Genomic DNA, 21,774 nt, shown 5'->3' on the forward strand with positions numbered 1-21,774 from the left:
TACCTGCGTTGCCATTAACTGAACCAGCCATGGATAAACCATTGCTGACTGACCGTTCGATACAGCCATAACCACTGGCCCTGCTGGTTGCGGCCAATATAGTAATCGCGCTGTGCGCTCAGCTGCCAGCCATCAGGACACAACCGCTCCGGCCCCTGATTAATCGTCACAGCTTCTGTCAGGGGTTGTGGTGTGGCTAATAAAAATGCCGGCCGTAGTGCCAGCACCGGCTGCCCGATTGCGCCCTTTGTCAGCGGCGGGCTGCGCTTACTGGCCTTTTCAGGTAAATGCTGATCCTGCAGAGTTAAACCGCTGACCGCAGCCTGGCCTAAACGGGCCTGTAATAGCGATATCAGCTGTAATGCCGACATTCTGGCCTGATGCTGATTAAATAATGCTGCAGTAGCGTGCTGCTGGCCGGCAAAATGATTAACATCCAACTGCAGGCCATACACCGGTTCGGGCAAAGGCAGGCTCTCTAGTTGCAGCTGACATAACGCCAGCCAGGCCTCTGCTTTATATTCGCCCTGGGCCGAACCGATACTCAGCTTAAGCGGCGGATTATCCCGGAAAAACAAGCTAAGTAGCAGTTGATAGCAGTGACAGCTAGCCCGGCTAAGTTGCTGCTCCAGTTGCTGCAGCAGTTTGGCTAACGGTTTAACCAGCACAGTGCTGTCGCTGATGTCATACAGCAGTTCCAGATAACGGCTGAAACCAGGCTCAGGTTGCAAATACTCCAGCGCATGATAGTAATCGCCCCGTAACCGTCCCAGATAGCTAAGTAACTGACTATCGAAGCGCCGGGCCAGTTCCGCCGGTGGCAAAGCCTGTAACTGGCCAAGGGTATGGATACCCAGCCGGATCATTTGCTGCTGCATTGCCGGGATGAGCTCTGTAGCACTAAGCGGGCTGCTGTTAAGCGCGTTATTAAACAGCCGGTTATCGGCAGTAATTAACCCCGCCTGCTGATAAGCCAGGCATTTAGCCGCATAAGGAGTAGCACCGCAGCTGTACTGGTAGCGGTAAGTCAGTGCAGTAAGTTTTGCGCTAAGTGCCTGCCAGTAAGGTTCAAGCCCGCCATACAGCTGCAACATGCCATCAAGACGCAGAATAAGCCCGGCGGGATTATCTAAGGCAATATCACTGCTTAACTGGTACAGCTGCTGGGTAACGCTATGCAGTACTTTAGCCTGCTGCTCTGGCTGATAAGGCAGCAGCTGCAAGTCAGGGCAAAGGGCTGCGGCACTGGCCAGGCCCATTTTCAGCTTCAGCCCGGCATTAATTGCAGCAGCATTTATTTGTAATAGCTGATGCTGCTGATCAACCAGTGCGACCGGCAAGTTGCTGCTTTGGTCACTAAGCTGCAGATGATCCAACTGCAGCGCCGGAAAATGCAGATATAAAAATAACGCCATCTCAGCCAGCCTGACGAAGTGGTTCAGCAGTACCTGTTAAGCACAGTGCCGGCCACTGCTGATGCATACTTACCAGAAACGACGCTGCTGGCCAGCTGCCTTTACGTTTAAGTACCGTTAACTGCAGCCCCTGGGGATCCGGCTGCAGGCTGATACTTAAATTAACCGGCAAGCTTAATGTCTGGCTGCTATGCCTGAACACAATCAAGCTGGCAGCGCCCTGCTCTGCAGCGAGTTGTAACCGTCGGGCATGAGCTAAACTGATGGCCGCAGGCCATAGCAGCACGCTGGCGCAGCAGCCACTTTGCAGACACTGCTCAGCGGCCCATAACGCCTGTTGTTGTGGCGAAAGTTTTTTAACGGATTTAGGGTTTTTAGCCGCAGTAGTCAGCTTGGACAGCTTATCCAAACCCTGGCCAAAAGCCGGTTGCTCGCCCGGGGTAATGATCAGCACCTGGCTTAGCTCAAGCCCGCTACCGGCCAGCATATCGGCACTAAGTTCAGCCGGTGGGCCAATAAATACCAGCAAACGCTGGCTCTGCTGTTGTTGCTGTTGTAAATAAGGTAACAGCAGGCGCAGCTCACCAATACCGGCTTCAGTTTGAATATCTATCAGGCCGGTTGCCGGCAAGCCGCCGCCTAATTGCTGATCCAGCTCCTGATAGCCCGAGCTAACCGCCTGATAAGCCAGTTGTTGACTATCGCCATGCCATACCAGCTGGCGCCGGGCAAGTTGATCTAATAAGGCAGACATACATCACCATAAAATACTGTATATATAAACAGTATATATGGCTTTTTGCAAGATGCAATATCCAGCGCTAACGCTGGCGTTGCAACAGGGTTAACACTTCATAATGGCTGCTATGAGCAAACATATCAAACAGCTGAACTTTCAGTAATTTGTAGTGCTTAAGCCTGATTAAATCGTCCGTCAGGGTTTGGGCATTACAACTGGAATAAACCAGCCAGCCGGGTGCCAGCCGTTCAATATCCTGACATAAGGCAGCCCCTAAACCGCGCCGTGGCGGGTTTACCACCAGTAAATTTGGGGCCCTTGCTGCGGCACTGGCAAAGGCAGTGGCATCCAGCGCCTGAAAACTGACATCTGTTAATCCCATTTCAGCTGCTGAGCGTTTGGCACTGGCAATGGCTGCCGGGGCAATTTCAATGCCTGTCAGGCTTTGGCCGGATTTAACCAGATGCAAGCCAAAGCCACCGACGCCGCAAAACAGATCCCAGATCTGGCTGAACTGGCCTTGTTGCTGCTGCAGCTCAGACAGCCACTTTGCCGCCGTTTGATACAAGCTGGCAGCCACTACCGGCTGGGTCTGGAAAAAGCTTTGTGGTTGTAAATACAGCGGTACCTGATTGAGCTGCTCGGCCAGCACCGTTTGCTTAGTTAACACAATTTCTTCCGGCCCTTCCAGAATAGCGGCCGCTAATGGCTGCAGGTTAACCGAACAAATTTCCAGCTCTGGTAATTGCTGCAATAACCAGGGTAAATGTTTAGTAATGACAGCCAGGCAGTTTTTCGAACGCAGCACAAAGCGCAGCATAAAACGGCCACTGTGCAGGCTCTGGCTAAGCAGAATATATTTCAGTTCCCCAAGGCGGCTGGCAATATCATAAGGGGTAAGGCCGGCCTTGCTGATAAAGGCTTTGCACAGGCTGAACACAGGCCCAAAGCTGGCCGGATATAACGGGCAATCGGTTAAATCGACCTGCTCGCCGCGGTTATTAATAATGCCGAGGATTGGTGTGGCAACAGTGCCCAGCACCACCATTTTGGCTTTATATCGAAAGCCCTGCTGCTCGCTTGCCTGCGGCGCCAGGATCTGTGCGGGTTGCAGCGGTGCCAGTAAATCAGTCAGGTGTTGCTGTTTATCAGCCAGCTGCTGTAAATAGGGTTTTGCCAGCCACTGGCAGGACTGACAACGTTTGGCGTTAAAATGCTGACAAAACATAACTGACCTCAAATTTAAGTGAGGTAGTTTACCACTCAGGCAGCCGGCACCAAGAGCCAATTTTGCTTTATCTGGTTATAAAATATTTTCCAATACCTGACCTTCTTTTTTATAAATAACACCATTTTTCATTACCAGACTAACGTCTGACAGCCGGTTAATGTATTGGAGTACGTCCCCTTTTACCGCAATGATATCAGCATACTTTCCTTCGCTAATTGTGCCCAGTTTATCCGATACCCCCATCATCACTGCAGGCCAGTAGGTGGCAGCACGCAATGTATCCATGGCCGGAATATCCATAACATCAACCCATACGGCTAACTCATTCCAGGTACTCTGACAATGAAATTTAGTTGGTATACCACTGTCTGTCCCCACCAGAAAAACGACGCCTGCGTCGCGCAGCTGGGCAATTTTATTTTTCAGCGTTGGCTTTCTAAGTGGAGTCAGTTGCATATAGCTAAGCTTTCCAGGCTGTTGCAACGACTGTTTTATATCGGCAATAGTGTCGGGCTTTAATCCCCGCTGCCAGCAATCGGCATCCAGATGTTCCGGGTTAGCCACCATCGCATCATAATTCCATAAACCTTCGACTGTCGGGGTCCAGAATAATGGGCCGCCGGCAACCCGACCGGTAGCTGTGCGCTCTTTAAGCTGATTAAGTACATCTTCCGGAAAACCTGGTGCAGTGGTCAGCCCGGTATGTTCAAAATTATCCACCCCGATAGCTAAACCACGACGAATCTCATCCGGCCGGTGAGCATGTGCCACGACTTTCAGCCCATGTTTATGGGCCTGCTCAACGATAGCCGTGGCTTCTTGCAGGCTCATTTTATCCTGATCAATCAACTTGATAATATCGACACCTGCTGCAGCCAGCTTATCGACTTTTTCTCTGGCGTCTTTAACATTGAATATACTCCAGCGAAAGGCTTCAGTACCCGGATAGGCCCTGTGCTGCAAAAACGGACCAGAAATAAACAGTCTTGGGCCCGGAATTTCACCCGAAGCGATGCGTTGTTTGATATTTACCGAGTCTTGTAACGGCGCCCCTAAATCACGGGCACTGGTAACGCCTGCCAGCAATAACTGTAAAGCACTTGCCGGCATAATTTCATCTGACAACCGGTTTATGTATGTTTTATCCCAGTGCACATAATCAGCATGGCCGTTCAGCATCAGGTGAGCGTGGTTTTCCCATAACCCCGGCAACACATCCATGCCCTCTGTTGAAATAACTGTATAGCCTGGAGGTACCGGCAGGGTGTCGACAGTTCCTACCTGAACAATAATGTTGTCTTTAACCAGGATAACGCTGTTCGCCAGAGGCGCATTACCATAGCCATCAATAAGCCTTCCTCCCACCAGTGCTGTGTTTGCTGCCAGAGCCTGTCCCATCATCATGGTAATTATCATTGTTATTAATAGCCGCATTATTGATTTTTCCTGTTTATTTTTTGCTATGCAAGCAATTAACTTAGCTGCATTACTGCCACTTAACCATTTATTCTGTCTGATAAAACAGCACGTTGGTCCGGTAAATTAATTGGCAACCCTGCATTAACAGAATATGCCTGCTAAACTGATAATTAACTGTTAATTACGAAAAGTTGTAACACATTCCGGTAAGTAGCAGCCGGTAAGTGCTGGGAAGAAAAAGTTGCGGGGAGTAAAATGGAATTAAACAACAGTGGCAACGCTAAGGATGCTCTCGATAACTTTCAACGGGTACGGCGCAAGACACTCGCATTAACCGAGGGCTTATCGGACGAGGATATGGTGGTGCAATCTATGCCCGATGCCAGCCCGTTAAAATGGCATCTTGCCCATACCAGCTGGTTTTATGAGCATTTTATCCTGCGGCCCTATGCCGAAAATTATCCGGTTTTTAATGATGATTACAGCTATCTGTTTAACTCTTACTACGATGCAATAGGCCCAAGGCACGCCAGGCCGGCCAGAGGTTTATTAACCCGGCCGCCACTGCAGGATATTCTGGCCTATCGCCAGCATATTGAGCAGCATATGGCGGCGTTACTGCAGCGCCGGCCACCTGAGGTGGCTGAATTACTTACCCTGGGCTTACACCATGAAATGCAGCATCAGGAACTGATGTTAACCGATGTGCTGCATTTATTATCAGCTAATCCACTGGCACCGGCCGTGCAGCAAACCCCGCCGCCAGCCAGCCCGCAACCTTCCGAGCAGCAACTGCCGTTAGCAAAAATGTTAAGTCACGACGGTGGTCTGGTGCAGGTTGGGGCAACTGAGCAGGGCTTTAGTTACGACTGTGAAAATCCGCGTCATCAATTTTATCTGCAACCCTTTAAACTGGCCAGCCGGCCGGTAACCAATGGTGAATGGCTGCAGTTTATCGAAGATGGTGGTTATCAGAACCCGTTATTATGGCTGTCCGATGGCTGGCATTGCTGCCAGCAACAAGACTGGCAGGCGCCTTTGTACTGGCAGCAGCATCAGGGGAAATGGCTAAGTTTCAGCTTAAGTGGTTTACATCCGCTGAACCCGGCCGCGCCGGTCTGCCATATCAGTTATTACGAAGCGGATGCTTACGCCCGCTGGGCCGGCAAGCGTTTACCCCGAGAACAGGAATGGGAAGTCATTGCCGAGGCGCTGCCAGCGGCGATGAACGACGCTAATTTTCTGGAGCAACATATCTGGCAGCCCACCTCGTGTCAGAACCAACCGGATTTTCAAAAAGTATTCGGCGATGTCTGGGAATGGACCCAAAGCCCCTACACCGGCTATCCGGGCTTTAGTGCCGCCCAGGGCGAGCTTGCCGAATACAACGGCAAATTTATGGCCAATCAGTTTGTGCTGCGCGGCGGCTCCTGTGCCTCGCCGCGCCAGCAATTACGCAGCAGTTACCGAAACTTTTTTTACCCCCATCAACGCTGGCAGTTTAGCGGACTCAGATTAGCGGAGGATCAATAATGCCATCAGCTCAGACGCTGTTTCATACCCCGGATTTAAACATCGCCCCCCTGACCCCGGTGGTCGATCGCAACTTTGTCGACGATGTGTTAACCGGCCTGGCTTTACCGCAGAAACAACTGCACGCAAAATATTTTTATGATCAGCAGGGCTCAGATTATTTTGACCAGATCTGCCAGCTGCCTGAGTATTACCCCTACCAGAGTGAACTGAACCTGCTGCCCAAAGTAGCCAGTGATTTAGCCGACAACTTCAGCGCAGACTGCACCATCGTGGAATTTGGGGCCGGTTCGCTGGTAAAAATTAAGCCATTACTCAGTGGCATCAGCAGTATCCGCCAGTTTATTCCGATTGATATCAGCGGTATTCATCTGGAAATGGCCTGTCAGCAGTTACAAACTGACTATCCCGAGCTGGCAGTTAAGCCGGTGGTAGCCGATTTCTGCTTTCCGGTTGATCTGCCTGCACTTGGTCATCAGCAAAAAATCGGCTTTTTCCCGGGGTCGACCATTGGCAATTTTTGTCCGGCTCAGGCAGCCAGTTTTCTGGAAAATGCCCGCTGCACGCTGGGCCCGGACAGCTGCCTGCTTATCGGGGTGGACACCAAAAAGTCGCCGGTTTATCTGCACCGGGCCTATAACGATGCCGATGGCATAACAGCCCGCTTTAACCGCAACATTTTAACCCGGATCAACCGCGAGCTCGGTGCTAACTTTAACCCGGAAAGCTTTGAGCATTATGCATTTTACAATGCCGGCCAGGGCCGGATAGAGATGCACCTGGTCAGTACTGAGCAACAGGTAGTCGATGTTTTTGGCAGTGCCGTGGCGTTTGCCGCCGGTGAAAGTATTCATACCGAAAACTCTTATAAATATACTCCGGATGAATTTTGTCAGCTGGCGCAATCGGCCGGCTGGCAGGTAGAGCGAACCTGGCTGGCAGAGCAGGATTTATTCGCGACCTACCTGCTGCGAAACCGCTGTTAAAGTGGCGCCACGCTTATCGCGATGGTGACACTGGCGGCACCGCCTAAATCGTCCACCACAGATAACTGCACCTGGCCAGGCTGTCCTTGCCAGAACAGGGTCTCGCCCGGTGCTATCGCCCCCAGATAGCGTTTATCTGCAAACCAGTGCGCTTTGGTTACTGCGCCATCAAAACTGGCTTGCAACGCAATTTTCTGCTGTTCACTCTGCTGCCCCAACTGATAACTTAGCCCGGACTGAGGCGAGCGGATCTGCGGCGGCTGACCGCTTAGCAGCAAATTATCCGGACAAGGTGTTAAATAACGGGGGGGTTGCGCCAGTATAATACCGGCCTGGCGCATGGCATTGCTGATTTCAGATGGCCAAAACTCAAACACCTTAAGCTCTGTCACTCCAGGCTGGTGCGAGCAGGCGCGCAGCCCACTGCTGATATCAACCGGTATCGCCCGGTGCACATCAGAGACGTTAATCGGCGATACCCCGGGAATAAACCAGCCGGGCGCTGTCTGCGGACAATATTTATTCGGCAGATCACCACTGCGGCTACACAGCGCCACTTTTGTCAGGTTTAAACTGGCTGCCGGGCTGAACAGCCGCTGATTAACTTCTGGCTGTTGTGGTAATAATTCGAGTAATTCAAAAAATAACGGGCCGGCCGCGCTGCGCCCGACTAAATTCGGGTTACTGCTGCCATCGAAATTCCCCAGCCAGACCGCCAGCACATAATCCCCGCTTAACCCTACCGCCCAGGCATCGCGAAAGGCGTAAGACGTCCCGGTTTTCCACGCAACCGGACCAGACTCTGTCAGCTCACTTAATAAGCCACTTTGCAGCCCCGGGTGCTGGCGCAGCATATCGAGAGTTAAAAATGCCGCCTCCGGGCTTAACAATGGCTGGCTTTGCTCTGCCTCATTTTTTTGCTGTTGCCAGACAAGCGGTTGCCACTGGCCGCCATTGCCCAGCATCGCATACAGCTGCACCAACTGCGCCATGCTCAGCTCCATGCCGCCCAGCACCAAAGCTAAGCCATAGTGGCTGGCCGGCTCGGCTAACGGCACCCCGGCGGCATTTAGCCACTGGTAAAAGTCAGGTTGCTGCAGCTGAGCCTGCAGCTGCACCGCTGGCAAATTGCGACTGTTAATCAGCGCCGTTGTCGCTGATACCGGCCCGGCAAACTGGCGGTCAAAATTCTCCGGGTTAAAGCTGCCATAACGGCGCGGTAAGTCAGTCAGCAAGGTGTTCGGATGAATAAGCCCCTGCTGCAGCGCCAGGGCGTAAACAAAAGGCTTTAAGGCCGAGCCGGGTGAGCGCGCAGCAGTGACCCCATCAACCTGGCCGGCAATCACCTGATTATTAAAATCAGCCGAACCCAGCCAGGCCTGCACCTGCATGGTACTGCGCTTGATCAGTAACACGCTGCCATTGTTGATACCTGTTGCCTGCTGTCGCTGCAAATAGCGACCTAGCTGCTGCTCAAAACGTTGCTGCAGCGGTAACTGCAGGCTGGTATAAAACCGGCCCTGCTGCTGGCCCTGCGCGCGCAGCTGATTAATAAAATGCGGGGCCTGCTGCGGGATATCGGCCCGGTTTAAATACTGCAACGGCAAAGTTAACGGTAATGACTGGGCTGTCAGTTCAGCGGTCGTTTCAGTTTGTCGGTCAGGTTGCTGTTGCCAGATAGCAGTCAGCCGCTGCCGGGCCAGCTCCAGCTGCTGCTGACCGCTGCTGCTAAGCGGACTCCGCTGATTAGGATTTTGCGGAATAACACTAAGGGCGATGGCTTCGGGTAAGGTCAGCTCACTGGCTTCTTTACCAAAGTAAATCAGGCTGGCGGCCGCCACGCCTTCAATATTGCCGCCATAGGGAGCATAGTTAAAATAGGCTTCCAGCAACTCGGCTTTACTGAAATGGCGCTCCAGATACAGCGCATAAGCGACCTGCTGCAGTTTGCCTGCCATATGGCTGGTGTTCAGCTTAAACCGCAGCCGCGCCAGCTGCATACTGATAGTCGAGGCGCCCTGACGCCGGCCATCTCTAAGCACGCCCTGCCAGAAAGCCCGGGCAATAGCGGTGAAATCCAGACCAAAATGCTGGTAAAAGTTGCGATCTTCGTACAACAAAGTGGCACGCTGGATAACCGGTGCAATATCCTTAAGCGGTAGTTTTAACCGGTAGCGCTGATCGTCTGCCAGTTGCAGGCTTAGCAGCTCGCCATTGCCGGCAAAATAGGCGCTGCCCTGCTGATAAACGGCATATAAATCCGGTTTGGCCGATACAGCCAACAGCAATGCCGCCAATAGTAACACTATGCCAGCGGGTAACAGCAACCAGTGCAGCAGCCACTTAAGGCGGGGCTGCCAGCCAGGCTGTCGCTGTTGCACTGCCATCTGCCAGCGGCCTTAACGGGCCGCTGTCACGACGAAGCGACCGGCAGCCGTGTTGGCGTAAACCCTGCTGTCGTACATCGCCTCGGCAGCGGCCGCTGGCACGGTAAAGTCACCGGCTGCCGTCACTTTTACCTGATAGCGCAGTTCGGTCATTTTTGGCCCGAAACCGGCATAATACACCAGCCTGTCTTCGCGGATATCAACATAATCAGCACGCCACGGCCCCTGCTCTCTGGCAACGGAGCTGCGGATAATACTAAAACCGGCCGGCAGTAAATCAATTACCGCAACATTGTTGTGCCAGTTGTTGCCGGTACTGCGTACCCGCAGCCTTACGGTGAGTTCATCGCCCTGGCGCGCTTCGCTGACCACATCGCCGGCGCTGTTTAAATAATCCCGGACGATTTCCAGTTGCTCAGAACGGGCGATGGCAGGCGGCGTTTTGGCAAAGCCGCTTTCACTTAACGCATAAAACAACGGTGCGTTATTATCGCCGTCAGCGCGCTCAATCAGTATCTTTTCAGCATCGCTGCTAAAGGCAAACCGCGCCAGGCTGCTGCGGTTATCGGCAGCGGTCAGTTCGGTGCGCGTCCCTGCCGCACTCAGCTGATAAAGCTGCGGCACAGCGGCATTAACCACATTCTGCAGCTGGCTGTAAGCTGCTAACGCCAGTACCGCATACGATGAGCCAATGGTGTTGTACTGCTCGTCAAAAACCGGTTGCAGCAAGCTTATGATATGTTGTTTATTCAGCGCTCTGGCCTGCTCAGGAAAATGCCGCGCCAGCAGGTACACATACTGCGCATCCAGGCTCAGCTGCGGCTGAAATACCGGGTTAGCGAAAGGCGGCAGCGGGTTAGCAAGCCGTTGTGCTTGCCGGCGCTGCAAATATGCCTGTTGCATGGCAGAGCTTTCTCCCAGCCGGTAATCACCAATTAAGCCCAGGGCCACCGCCGGTTGCTGCATCAGCTGATAGCTGGCCGCCATATAAATAGCGGTAATATCGGTTTGCCAGGCTTGCTGGTGTTGCTGTTGCAGCCGCTCATGTAATTCGACCAGATAATTGCTGGTAACTATGCCACTGCGGGTTAACAGATAGATGGCATTGGCCCGCAGCCGGGCCTGATATAAATTGCCGCCACTTTGCCTTGCCACTTCATGCAGATAGCTCAGGCCCTGCCGGTACAGATAATCCGGCACCGCCAGCCCCTGTTCGCGGGCCGCCATTAAAAAGTGCATCACATAAATACTGGGGAAATCTGCTGTGTTGTAGCCGCCCGGCCAGAAACTGAAGCCGCCATCGCTTTGCTGACGCTCAGCGAGTTTCTGAATTAACACGGCAAATTGTTGTTGCACCAACGGCAGACGCGCCTGATATCCCGGTTGCTGCACCAGCCCCAGCCAAGGGAATACCTGCGACACCACCTGCTCGGTACAGCCATGCGGATAACTGGCCAGATAATCAGTAAAGCTCTCAGCCAGTACCAGCGGATTAGCCGATGCGGCGACATTAAGCCTGGCCAACTCGCTGTGCAGCGGGTAGCGGGTGGTTAACGTCAGTGGCAGCTTGTCGCTATAGCCAACCTGCAGCGTTGTCTGATAATGACTGGCCGGCCGGATACTGAAACTAACCTGCCGGTTTGATTCCTCCTGCAACTCGCCCTGCTGATAACGGGCGCTGAAGCTAAGGCTATACTCGCCGGGATTTTCGCCGGCTTTTAAGCGAAAACGGGCACTTTGCTCACTGCCCTCACTGATTTGCAGGTTTTGCTGCAGCGGACCGACGGCGGTTACTCCATCAGGCAGTGTCAGACTGATCCTGATAGCAGCATTATCGCCGGAGCCCTGCACACCATTGGCAACAGAGACACTTACCTCGAACTCATCGCCCGGCGCAGCGCTATGTAACACTTGCGGCGTTAATACAAAGGGCCCGCGCACCTGAACATCAACGCTGTGCGCGCCCAGCGCCGTATCGCTAAGTGCCACGGCCATCAGTTTTAAATTACCGCTGAAACTGGCCGGCACCTGCACCTGTTGCATATCGGGCCCGGCTTTAACCATGCCTAACCAGAACACCCCGGGTTGTTCGGCCCGGCGGGCGAACGGATTCAGGTTTTTCTGCAGCATCATATCTGCTGACATCGCCATCCGCTCCCGATCATCACCGCCCACCCCGGCCAGCTGGCGTTGCAGCAAACTGAACTCCGGCAAAATTAAATCGAGCATTTGCAGGCTACGTACCTGCAGCGCCCGTTTTTGTAAAAAGTGACCTAACGGATCGGGCAGCTGATAACCAGCCACCTGCAAAATACCCTCATCTACGCCGTAAATCAGCATATCGGCAGCTTCAGCTGCCTGATATTCGATAGTAAAGGGTTTACCGGGTCGCACTTCAGCAGGCGCGTTAAGGCTGATATCAAGCTGGCGCCGGCTGCGATCAATATTAAAAGGCACCACGGCATAACTTAACGGACTGACAAACAGCGCGTCAGAATCGGCGGCGCGGACAAAGCTGACGTTAATATAAGCATTGCCTTCCAGACCGTCAGGGAGTTGAATGCGCTGAATACTGCTGGTGGTATTAGCGCTAAACCAGCTGAAGGCATGTACCTTATCACTTTCAATACTGATTAAGCCGCTACCGGTATAAGGTGCGGTAATGTTAAGCTCAATCCACTCGCCTGCCTTATAATCCGTTTTATTCAGCTTTACTGTTAATGCGGCATTTTTTTCCAGCATGGCAGCGAAATTACCCTCGCCCACCACACTAAAGGCCAGGCTGCCAAGCAAAGTGCCACTGCTGTCAGTAAGCTTTAACTCAAAATCTCCGGGCGTGGCGGTTGGCAGCGAATAATCGGTGCCATCTGCCCCAATAGCAAAAGGCATTTCACTCAGGGCAATATCCTGGACAATACTCTGGTACTGATAAGTGCCATCGTCCTGTTTGACCAGACTGGTTACCGGCCGTTTTTCAATCAGCTGCAGCTTAAGGTTGCTTAGGGCAATCTGGTTAAGCGCATTATCAATAGCAATAAAGTTAACACTGCGCTGTTGCTGTTTTTTCAGGTACCCAAGCTCACCATCGGCTTTTACGGCCACAACCTGCTTTAACGGCGACACTAAACTGCTGAGCCGTTGCTGCACGCTGCGCCCGCCGCCGGCATCAAACCCTTCAGTGGTAACAATAAGCTGATAGGTACCGCCGCTATACTGCTCCAGACCCAGGGCAAAGGTGGCGCTGCCATCAGCATCAGTTTGTTGCGGCTCGAGGCTCTGTGCTACCCGCTCGGCGTTAACATTATCCTGCTGCGGGCTTAATATCTGATAATCCGGATACTCACTGAAACTGAAATTGCGCGGAATAAGTTCCAGCCGCGCCTCCACCCGGCGCTGCTGCGCCGGGGTACCAAACAAATTATCCAGCTGCACCGCTACCGCTAAACCGGCCGGGTGTAACCAGCCTTTATTGTTGCCAGTGGTATCGTCCTGCACCAGGCGGCTGCTGATCTTCATTGTATCGGGCTGGAACTCTTCCACACTGAAACTGACCGTACCCAGATGACGCTCAGTATTGCCCTTACTGTCGAGCAAACTGACACTGGCGTGATAGTTACCGGTATCGCTGTGCGCCTGAGTATCCAGGGTAAAATTATGCATGCCGCGGCCGCTTAAGCTGAAGTTCTGTTGCCAGAAGGTATTACCGCGCGGTCCCTGCACCTGTATTTTTAATGGTAACGCCTGCGCTGCCGCACTCAGATCGCCATGGCGGATAATAGCCGCCAGCTGCACCTGCTCACCCGGCCGGTAAATACCGCGGTCGCTGAACAGATAGGCCGTTAAGCTTTTCGCATCGTCCGGGCTCTGGTACTGGCCACTGGTATTAAACTTAGAGTAATCCAGCTGCCGGCTGTAGCGATCATACGGAATAAAACTGGTATCGACTACGCCACTGCGGCTGCGGTTTACCCGGTATACGGTAGGTTGCTGCTCGCGGTTAAACTGACTTGTGCTGGCAAAGCTTACGGTACCGCGCGCATCGGTCTTCGCCTGAAACAGGGCGACGCCATTGCGGCCAAGTAACGCAACCTCAGCACCTGCAACCGGCTTGCCATCGACCAGCGACAACACAAACAGCTGCTGACTGCTGTCGTTGTTATGCTTTACCAGCAGGCCCAAATCGGTTACCAGCACCAGTCGTTTATCCAGCTGCTGGCCTTCCACATCCGGGCGGGCCGGGTCAAACTCGCTTAGCTCAATAAAAAACACGCCCATGCCGGCTTGCTGCAGGTAGGGTGTTAACGTCAGCGCCTGATAACTTGCCTGCTGCGGTGAGTCCTGGCTCACTGTATAGGTATGCTGCTGTAAACTGGTTATATTACTCTGATTAAAGCTGTAGTTATGAAATGAAGGCTGGCTGATGTCGCCACCGGTCTGGGTAATTAAATGGTTCAGTTGCTCTGGCAGCAGCTTATGTAATTTTACTCTGACCCCTTTAACACCGCGGCTGAGTAACTGTAGTTTCTGCTCGCCACTGAGGGTAAGCACAGCGCCCTCACCGACTATCCGTGCTTCTTTCGGGTAAACTGGTGCCTGCACCACGGCCCGGTATTCATTAGCCAGGGTAAAGTCGCTGACAGACTGCAGGCCGGCAGGCACGCTGACAAACAGGTGCTTACCGGGCGGTAAATCCAGCTTAATACTAAAGGCGTTATCATGCGCCAGCTCGCCCGGCATCAACTGAAAACTAACCAGGCTGGCCTGCTGTAATACGGTACTGTTTACTTCACCGGGCGCCCAGTAATTCGAGTTACGCCGCGGGTTTTCCGGCAACAGAAACAGCTTTAGCTTATTTTGCAGCTCAGTGCGGCTCAGGCGGTCGGTAAAGCTTAACAGCAACATTTGTTCGGGTTGCTGCTCCGGATTTCTGACAATGTCGGTGCGCAGCTCACTGACTTTTAAAAAACTGCTTTTGTCCGGCACCAGCATTTGTGCCTCGGTCGCCTCAGCAGTTTTACCATCGCCGTGCACTGCGCTTACCCCGGCGGCCAGTTGCACTGTTAAATACTGCTCATGGGCCGGCAGGCTGATAGCTTCCGACTGCAGATACAGCTGACGGCCGCTGTTATCAGCAGTCAGGCTAAAGGCAATGGTCTGTGGCTTGTCGCTGCGTTTGGCACCATCCTCACGCATCAGCATAGTCAGTTTCTGCCGGACACTTTCCAGCTGCACCGGATGACTGAAGTTAATAGTGGCCACCACCTGCCGTTTGGCCGGCTCGGTCGGATCCTGATAAAAACGCAGCCGGTTAATCTCTGCCGTTAATGGCACAGTGCTGAAGCGATATTGCCTGCTGGCCAGGGTAATTTGCGGGTTAAAAATGCGCTTTTCCAGCCTGATGCTGTATTGCTGACCAGCGGGCCAGGCTTTGTCGGGGGTGAAAGTCAGGGTATTGTCATCCTGCCACAGCCACTTGCCGGCAATAGCCGGGCTGATGGCGGCACCGTCACTCAGCACTTCGCCAATTAAATCAAGCCGGGCGGCGGAGAGCATCGGTGCCGGCATTGATGTGTTAGTGGGGCTGCCTTCCCTTCGCGGCTGCGGCAAAAGGCTTTCTTCATGGTCTGCTGTCGAAAAATCATATTTAAATTGCAGCTGCAGCGCGGTGGGCTGCTCAATATCATCCTGATAGTGACCCAGCTCAGGCGCAATAACCTCTGCTTTTACCAGCAGAGGTTTAGGTAATTGCTGGTAGTAGTAATAGCCCGCCGCCATCGCCAGAACGACTATCAGCAACAACGTTACCGTGCCCCAGAAACGGCCGGGCCGCGCTTTAGCAGTTTGGGTTAAATCTGCCAGCCAGTGCGGTGCGGTCCAGCGGACAGAGCCAAAGATAGCGTGAAAAATGTTAGTAGCAGAGGAACCGGAGGCAGGCATAACCAATCCTTGTTATTGCAGGGGCATTACAACCACAGATAACGCCGAGTATAACCGGCGAAAATTAATCACTGATGAACTATAGCAGCAAGCGCTGAAACACTTAACCGCTTGCTGGTAAAGAGTTGTTATATCGAATAAATAAAGCCGCTGGGTGACAGCGGCTTTGCTATTTTTACTAAGCGGCCTGATGTTTACAGTGGGCTGAAACCATTGTCTTTAATCGCAACGGTGCTTACTTCCCCCAGGCTTTGCGCCAGTTCATTAAGCTCACTGGCTTTACCAATAAGGACAAACTGCAACTGTTGCTGCGGAAAATACTGATTAATCAAACGCTCAGTGTCAGCCAGGGTCAGGCTGTCAACCTTTTGCTCAAAGTCGTTAATATAACCTTTATCAAGCTGGTACAGATGCATACTACCGAGCAAGTCAGCCAGCTGGCTGTTAGTTTCGTAGTTCGGTGGAAACTGGCCTTTAACATAGGCTTTGGCCGAATCGAGGGTCGGCTGATCAATGCCTTGTTGCCATAACCTGCGATAGGTTGCCAGAGCCAGCTCAATGGTCTGCCGGCTGGTTTCGGTTTTGGTAAACGTACTTATCTGAAAAGCGCCGGCGCTGCTTAACGAACTAAAGCCGGAGCGCGCGCCATAGGTCAGCCCGCTGTTGACCCGCAGTTCATCATTCAGCCATGAGGTAAACCGGCCGCCGAGGATGGTATTGATAACCTCCAGACCGACATAGTCCGGATTATTCTGGCTGACACCCACGCCCCCAATCATCAGGGTGGTTTCGGTGGCATCGGCTTTATCTACCAGCAATACCCGGGCTGCTGCAGGCGCAGTGACATCGGGCAATATCGGTTTTGCTGCACTCTTGCCCTGCCAGCTGGCAAAACGGCTGGTTAATTGCCGGCTTAAATCTGCAGGGTTAAACTCTCCGGCCACGGCAATAGCGACATTATCGGGCTGATAATAGCGCTGGTAAAAACCGGTAACGCTCGAAAGATCCAGCGCCGCAAGCGACTGCTCGCTGCCGGTATTGGGTTTGGCATACGGATGCTGGCCATAAAGTAAACTGTCGAAATAACGGCTGATCACATTGCGCGGGCTTTCTTTTGCCTGCTGTTGCTGCGCCACTAACCGGGCATGCAGCTTGCTAAACTCATCGGCATTAAACTCTGGCTGCATCAGCACCGCCGCCAGTAAATCCAGCATAGCGGCAGTGTCTTTTTGCATAAAGGTCATGCTCAGGTAGCTGACCTCTTTGCCATTACTGGTAACCAGGCTGGCTCCAATAAAATCAGTTTCCTGCTCCAGTTGCTGTTTGCTTTTACCGCCGGCGCCCAGCAACAGGCTTTGTGAGGTTAAAAACGCCTCACCTCCCTGCTTATCGGCCACCGCACCAGCACCGATAATAACTTCAACACTGAGTAGCGGCACTTCATGCTGCGGCATTAAATATAAGGTCAGGCCGTTATCCAGCACGATTGTCTGATAAGCCGGCAACTGAAAACCGCTTACTGCTGCGTCTGCACCCGCAGGCACTGCCGCCACTGCGGTTGCGGGCTGGTCGGAGACGCTGCTGCAACCTGCCAGCGTAAAGCAACAGGCTAGCAGTGCGCTAAGCACTGGTTTCTTACTAACATAATGGCTCATTCGTCTGTCTCCTCAGTTGCATCCAGCACACCGACAGTGCGGTTAGCCCGGGTAAGATACTTACCGGCAACCCGCTGAATATCAGCTGCGGTGACGTTATTAAACAGTTCAGCGGTTTGATAAAGCTTACGGTAGTCACCAAAGTACAGCTGGTAGGTACCAATATTATTGGCTTTGCCATTAATGGTTTGCATATTGCGGTAAAAATCCATCAGCTGAATATTTTTTGCTTTTTCCAGCTCACGGGCTGTTACGCCCTCTTCTGCTACCGCCCGCAGGGCTTTTAACATTGCCTGCTCCAGCGTGCTGGCGGCAACGCCCGGCCGGGCAATGGCATAGACATAAAACAAATTGGGATCAAACGACAACGGCAGGTTGGTAAACACGTTGGTGGCCAATTGCTGCTCTACCAATGCCTGATACAAACGGGAGCTTTTGCCATTGCTTAAAATGGTACTCATCAGCTCTAACGCATAGTAATCGGGATCTGAGGTAGCCGGCACATGATAGCCCAGCATAATATTCGGCGAGGTTGCTGATGTTTTCTGGACAAATACCCGGCGCTGGCCTTTTTGCTCCGGCTCAACGGTTCTGACGTCGCGTGGCGCCGGCTGGGCCGGTATCGGCGCAAAGTACTGCTCTGCTAATTGCTTAACCTGCTCCAGAGTAACGGCACCGGCAATAACCACCACCGCGTTGTTTGGCGCATAATAGGTTTTATGGTATTGCACTAAATCGTCAAGGGTCCAGGCCTGAATATCAGACTCATGGCCAATGATCGACCAGCTGTAAGGGTGGGCCTGAAATGCCACACTTTTCAGCGCTTCATTTAATGTCCGGTAATTAGAGTTTTCCAGGCCGGTACTGCGCTCAGAGGTCACCACCCCTCGCTCGCTTTCCACCATGGCCGGATCGATCGCCAGATTGGCTATCCGGTCGGCTTCCAGATCGAAGATGACTTCCATTGCTGACTGCGGAAACCAGTTGGTGTAAACGGTCAGGTTCTCGGTGGTGTAGGCGTTATTGGCGCCACCGGATGCTTCCATTACCTGATCGAACATTTTAGGGCCGTATTTTTCAGCACCGTTGAACATCATATGTTCAAAAAAGTGAGAGATACCGGTAATGCCCGGCGCTTCATTGCGCGAGCCTACTTTCCAGAATAAGTACATATTGGCATTGGGAATAGAATGATCTTCCAGCACCAGAATTTGCATGCCATTGTCTAAGGTAAATTGCTGGACATCTTTTGCTGCAGTGTTTGCCGATGCTGTATTTGCTGCAACGGCCAGGCTTAACCACAAGGTTAGCCAGCCTTTGCTGATAAACTGTTTCATAAGCGCTCCTCGCTTTTCAGCCTGACATTTTCGTCAGGTTAACCAGGCTAAACTATAGAAGTGTTGCAGAGGTGTAAAGTGGCGCTTTGGTTAAATTGTAACTAAATAAAATGTAACGAAATATAGCGCTGAAAATGGCCCGGCAAAACTGGCTTAACCCAGTGAAAAGCAATGCAGTGGCCGATACTGTAACCGGTCATCCTGGCGGGCAGAGCAATACAGGGCATACTGGTTAATCTGCAGGGTAAGAGGTGCCAACGGCCGGTGTAATGCTGGCGGGCATTTGGCATGGCGCGCCAGGGTAACATGCGGCCGGTATTTGTCATGGATATCGTTAAAACCCTCTGCTTTACAAAGCGCCGCAACCTGCTGTTGCAAAGCAGTAAGCGGTGCTGGTATTTGCGACGGGGCCAGATAAAGAATTTCCGGTTTAGCAAAGCAGGCCAGATGATCCAGCGTCAGCACAAAGGCCGGCCGGTCAATCTGGCTGGCAGCAGCAACCAGCCGCTGTTGCTGCTGTGCATCGACCTCGCCTAAGAAAAACAGGGTCAGGTGCAGGTTATCGCTGGCGACGGCTTTGGCTTGCGGACATAAGCTAAGCGCCTGTTGCTGATACGCCAGCAACTGTTGTTGCTGCGTCTCTGAGAATTTAAGGCTGAAAAACAGCCGCGCCATCAGCCTTTGGCCCGCCGGCTGGCTTTCGGTTTGCCGCTGCCGCTGTTCGCCGGCTTGCCAGCTGTGCCGGACTGCTTGCCAGATAAGTTGTCAGCTCCCTTGGCAAACGGCTTTTTAGGCTGCTGCTTGCGTTGGCCGGCAATGGCCTTTGCCGCCGGGTTTAAGCCGGTATGACGGCTAAGCGCCGGCTTACCGCCTTTACCAGGCTTTTTAAACTGCTCGTCTTTGCTCTCTTCCGGCACTAAACAGCCTTTGCTGCGACCAATTAAATGACTCAGACCCATTTTAATTAAGGCTTCGCGAATTTGCGGCCAGCCTTTGGGGTCGTGATACCGCAATATGGCTTTATGCAGCCGGCGCTGCCGCTCACCTTTTGGCACTGGCACCACTTCGTCATTGGCTTTGTTAATGTTTTTCAGCGAGTTCATTTCGGTGTGGTAAATGGTGGTCGCGTTCGCCATCGGGCTGGGGTAAAAATTCTGTACCTGATCCAGTTTAAAATCGCGCTCTTTTAACCACAGCGCTAAATTCACCATATCCATATCAGTTGTACCGGGGTGGGCAGCGATAAAATACGGAATTAAATACTGCTCTTTGCCGGCTTCTTTACTGAAACGGTCAAACATTTCTTTAAATTTGTCATAAGCGCCCATGCCCGGCTTCATCATTTTTGATAACGGGCCTTCTTCGGTGTGCTCGGGCGCTATTTTTAAATAGCCGCCGACATGATGCTGCACCAGTTCGCGCACATAGTTCGGGTCTTCGACTGCCAGGTCATAGCGCACGCCCGAGGCAATCAGCACTTTTTTAATGCCGGGTAAATTACGCGCTTCGCGATAAAGCTCAACCGTTGGGCTTTGGTCGGTGTCCATATGCTCGCAGATGGTCGGGTACACACAAGAGGGCCGGCGACAGGTTTGCTCGGCTTTCGGGTTTTTACAGTTTAAGCGATACATATTGGCGGTTGGGCCGCCCAAATCGGAGATAACACCGGTAAATCCGGGTACTTTGTCGCGAATATCCTTGATCTCCTGCATTATCGACTCTTTCGAGCGACTTTGAATAACGCGGCCTTCGTGTTCGGTAATCGAGCAGAACGAGCAACCACCAAAGCAGCCGCGCATAATATTGACCGAGGTTTTAATCATCTCGTAAGCCGGGATTTTTTCCTTGCCATATACCGGATGCGGTACCCGCTGATACGGCAGGCCAAATACCAGGTCCATCTCTTCGGTGCTAAGCGGAAACGCCGGTGGGTTTACCCACAAATGGCGGTCGCCATGGCGCTGCATGATAGCGCGGGCACAACCCGGGTTGGTTTCCTGGTGTAAAATGCGTGAGGCGTGGGCATATAACGGCTTATTTACGCTTACCTGCTCAAACGCCGGCAGCTTAACGTAGGTTTGCTCCCACGGCTTTTGCCGCGCCGGCTGCACCATTATTGGCTTTGCTTCAACCTCTTGAGGCTTACTTAAATCAATACCGGCTTTGGCAAACTCAGAATAGCTACTGCAGCCCACATCATCGGCGCCGTAAGGGTTAGAAATCGGGTCTATCTTGCCAATTTTATCAATAGCGGTGGAATCGACGCCACGCCAGCCCGGCAGCGGCTCTTTGCGGATAACCGCGGTGCCGCGCACATCCTGAATCTCGCTGATCGGCACACCCGAGGCAATCCGGTATGCCACTTCAATTAATGGCCGCTCGGCATTACCGTAAATTAAAATATCGGCCTTGGCGTCAAATATCACCGAGCGGCGAATTTTTTCAGACCAGTAATCGTAATGGGCAATCCGGCGCAGGCTTGCCTCGATGCCACCAATAATCACCGGCACTTCTTTATAGGCTTCTTTACAACGCTGGGTATACACAGTAACAGCGCGATCCGGCCGCTTGCCGCCAATATCGCCAGCGGTATAGGCATCGTCATGGCGCAGCTTTTTATCGGCGGTGTAACGGTTAATCATCGAGTCCATATTGCCGGCCGACACGCCAAAAAACAGGTTTGGTTTACCCAGACGCATAAAGTCATCTTTGCTATGCCAGTCCGGCTGACAAATAAGGCCAACCCGGTAACCCTGCGCTTCTAACATCCGCCCGACGACTGCCATCCCAAAGCTGGGGTGGTCAACATAGGCATCGCCGACGACCAGAATTACATCGCAGCTGTCCCAGCCAAGCTGGTCCATCTCGGCGCGCGACATCGGTAAAAACGGCGCCGTGCCATAGCACTCGGCCCAGTATTTAGGGTAAGAGAATAAATCACGCTCAGGCGCCATCCGTGCTACAGGGGCAGATTTGCGGGAAACGATAGCAGCAGTGGACATAAATTAAGCACCTGAGTGAAGCAAGGGCGCGTATTATACAGGGAGTAATCGGGAAAGGCGAATGGTGGGGTTGGGGATTTACATTTAAAGAAAAACCAAACTTGGTTAAGGCTTTATTTGCTGCAAAAGCTGA

General features: G+C 52.6%; 12 protein-coding genes. 2 read left to right on the plus strand and 10 right to left on the minus strand.

Going from position 1 to position 21,774, the window contains the following annotated elements; genetic code table 11:
- Window positions 1-14 precede the first annotated feature (14 nt).
- From R3187_RS00985 to R3187_RS01000, 4 genes are all read right to left on the minus strand, one after another.
- Window positions 15-1,415 carry a DNA polymerase Y family protein gene (locus R3187_RS00985; RefSeq protein ID WP_318964831.1) on the minus strand — a complete coding sequence of 467 codons (1,401 nt, stop codon included), beginning with the start codon at window positions 1,413-1,415 and terminating at the stop codon, window positions 15-17.
- A gap of 1 nt (window position 1,416) precedes the next feature.
- The gene (imuA, locus tag R3187_RS00990; RefSeq protein WP_318964832.1) at window positions 1,417-2,169 is read right to left on the minus strand and encodes a translesion DNA synthesis-associated protein ImuA; all 753 of its coding nucleotides are present in this window, start codon (window positions 2,167-2,169) and stop codon (window positions 1,417-1,419) included.
- A gap of 67 nt (window positions 2,170-2,236) precedes the next feature.
- Window positions 2,237-3,382 carry a 23S rRNA (uracil(747)-C(5))-methyltransferase RlmC gene (gene rlmC, locus R3187_RS00995; RefSeq protein WP_318964833.1) on the minus strand — a complete coding sequence of 382 codons (1,146 nt, stop codon included), beginning with the start codon at window positions 3,380-3,382 and terminating at the stop codon, window positions 2,237-2,239.
- 75 nt (window positions 3,383-3,457) lie between these two features.
- Window positions 3,458-4,819, minus strand: a complete 1,362-nt coding sequence (locus R3187_RS01000; protein WP_318964834.1) for an amidohydrolase family protein — start codon at window positions 4,817-4,819, stop codon at window positions 3,458-3,460.
- A gap of 240 nt (window positions 4,820-5,059) precedes the next feature.
- On the opposite strand from R3187_RS01000, the gene egtB reads away from it, so the two are divergent.
- Together egtB and egtD are read left to right on the plus strand one after the other, a co-directional pair.
- The gene (egtB, locus tag R3187_RS01005) at window positions 5,060-6,337 is read left to right on the plus strand and encodes an ergothioneine biosynthesis protein EgtB (protein ID WP_318964835.1); all 1,278 of its coding nucleotides are present in this window, start codon (window positions 5,060-5,062) and stop codon (window positions 6,335-6,337) included.
- Window positions 6,337-7,323: an L-histidine N(alpha)-methyltransferase gene (gene egtD, locus R3187_RS01010; RefSeq protein WP_318964836.1), complete on the plus strand. Its 987-nt coding sequence runs from the start codon at window positions 6,337-6,339 to the stop codon at window positions 7,321-7,323. Before egtB ends, egtD begins: the two co-directional genes overlap by 1 nt.
- Here egtD and pbpC read toward each other — a convergent pair.
- The 6 genes from pbpC to R3187_RS01040 form a co-directional block, all read right to left on the minus strand.
- Window positions 7,320-9,710: a penicillin-binding protein 1C gene (gene pbpC, locus R3187_RS01015; RefSeq protein ID WP_318964837.1), complete on the minus strand. Its 2,391-nt coding sequence runs from the start codon at window positions 9,708-9,710 to the stop codon at window positions 7,320-7,322. The two genes, egtD and pbpC, sit on opposite strands and share 4 nt — an antisense overlap.
- A 12-nt stretch (window positions 9,711-9,722) precedes the next feature.
- The gene (locus R3187_RS01020) at window positions 9,723-15,647 is read right to left on the minus strand and encodes an alpha-2-macroglobulin (protein ID WP_318964838.1); all 5,925 of its coding nucleotides are present in this window, start codon (window positions 15,645-15,647) and stop codon (window positions 9,723-9,725) included.
- A 194-nt stretch (window positions 15,648-15,841) separates the two neighbouring features.
- A complete protein-coding gene (locus R3187_RS01025) occupies window positions 15,842-17,302 on the minus strand; it encodes a pitrilysin family protein (protein WP_318964839.1) in 1,461 nt (486 codons plus the stop codon).
- The gene (locus tag R3187_RS01030) at window positions 17,299-18,639 is read right to left on the minus strand and encodes a pitrilysin family protein (RefSeq protein ID WP_318964840.1); all 1,341 of its coding nucleotides are present in this window, start codon (window positions 18,637-18,639) and stop codon (window positions 17,299-17,301) included. Before R3187_RS01030 ends, R3187_RS01025 begins: the two co-directional genes overlap by 4 nt.
- A 153-nt stretch (window positions 18,640-18,792) precedes the next feature.
- The gene (gene thpR / locus R3187_RS01035; protein ID WP_318964841.1) at window positions 18,793-19,314 is read right to left on the minus strand and encodes an RNA 2',3'-cyclic phosphodiesterase; all 522 of its coding nucleotides are present in this window, start codon (window positions 19,312-19,314) and stop codon (window positions 18,793-18,795) included.
- Window positions 19,314-21,593, minus strand: coding sequence for a YgiQ family radical SAM protein (locus tag R3187_RS01040; RefSeq protein ID WP_318965238.1), 2,280 nt, complete (start codon window positions 21,591-21,593; stop codon window positions 19,314-19,316). Before R3187_RS01040 ends, thpR begins: the two co-directional genes overlap by 1 nt.
- Window positions 21,594-21,774: the final 181 nt, after the last annotated feature.

The organism is Arsukibacterium sp., from assembly GCF_033721375.1.
Lineage (GTDB): Bacteria > Pseudomonadota > Gammaproteobacteria > Enterobacterales > Alteromonadaceae > Alishewanella.

Excerpts from the sequence above, each read along its gene's own strand:
- R3187_RS00985 (WP_318964831.1), bottom strand. The coding sequence starts at position 1,415 with ATGGCGTTATTTTTATATCTGCATTTTCCGGCGCTGCAGTTGGATCAT.
- R3187_RS01030 (WP_318964840.1), bottom strand. The coding sequence starts at position 18,639 with ATGAAACAGTTTATCAGCAAAGGCTGGCTAACCTTGTGGTTAAGCCTG.
- R3187_RS01000 (WP_318964834.1), bottom strand. The coding sequence starts at position 4,819 with ATGCGGCTATTAATAACAATGATAATTACCATGATGATGGGACAGGCT.
- R3187_RS01025 (WP_318964839.1), bottom strand. The coding sequence starts at position 17,302 with ATGAGCCATTATGTTAGTAAGAAACCAGTGCTTAGCGCACTGCTAGCC.
- egtB (WP_318964835.1), top strand. The coding sequence starts at position 5,060 with ATGGAATTAAACAACAGTGGCAACGCTAAGGATGCTCTCGATAACTTT.
- R3187_RS01040 (WP_318965238.1), bottom strand. The coding sequence starts at position 21,593 with ATGGCGCCTGAGCGTGATTTATTCTCTTACCCTAAATACTGGGCCGAG.
- thpR (WP_318964841.1), bottom strand. The coding sequence starts at position 19,314 with ATGGCGCGGCTGTTTTTCAGCCTTAAATTCTCAGAGACGCAGCAACAA.
- R3187_RS01020 (WP_318964838.1), bottom strand. The coding sequence starts at position 15,647 with ATGCCTGCCTCCGGTTCCTCTGCTACTAACATTTTTCACGCTATCTTT.
- rlmC (WP_318964833.1), bottom strand. The coding sequence starts at position 3,382 with ATGTTTTGTCAGCATTTTAACGCCAAACGTTGTCAGTCCTGCCAGTGG.
- egtD (WP_318964836.1), top strand. The coding sequence starts at position 6,337 with ATGCCATCAGCTCAGACGCTGTTTCATACCCCGGATTTAAACATCGCC.
- pbpC (WP_318964837.1), bottom strand. The coding sequence starts at position 9,710 with ATGGCAGTGCAACAGCGACAGCCTGGCTGGCAGCCCCGCCTTAAGTGG.
- imuA (WP_318964832.1), bottom strand. The coding sequence starts at position 2,169 with ATGTCTGCCTTATTAGATCAACTTGCCCGGCGCCAGCTGGTATGGCAT.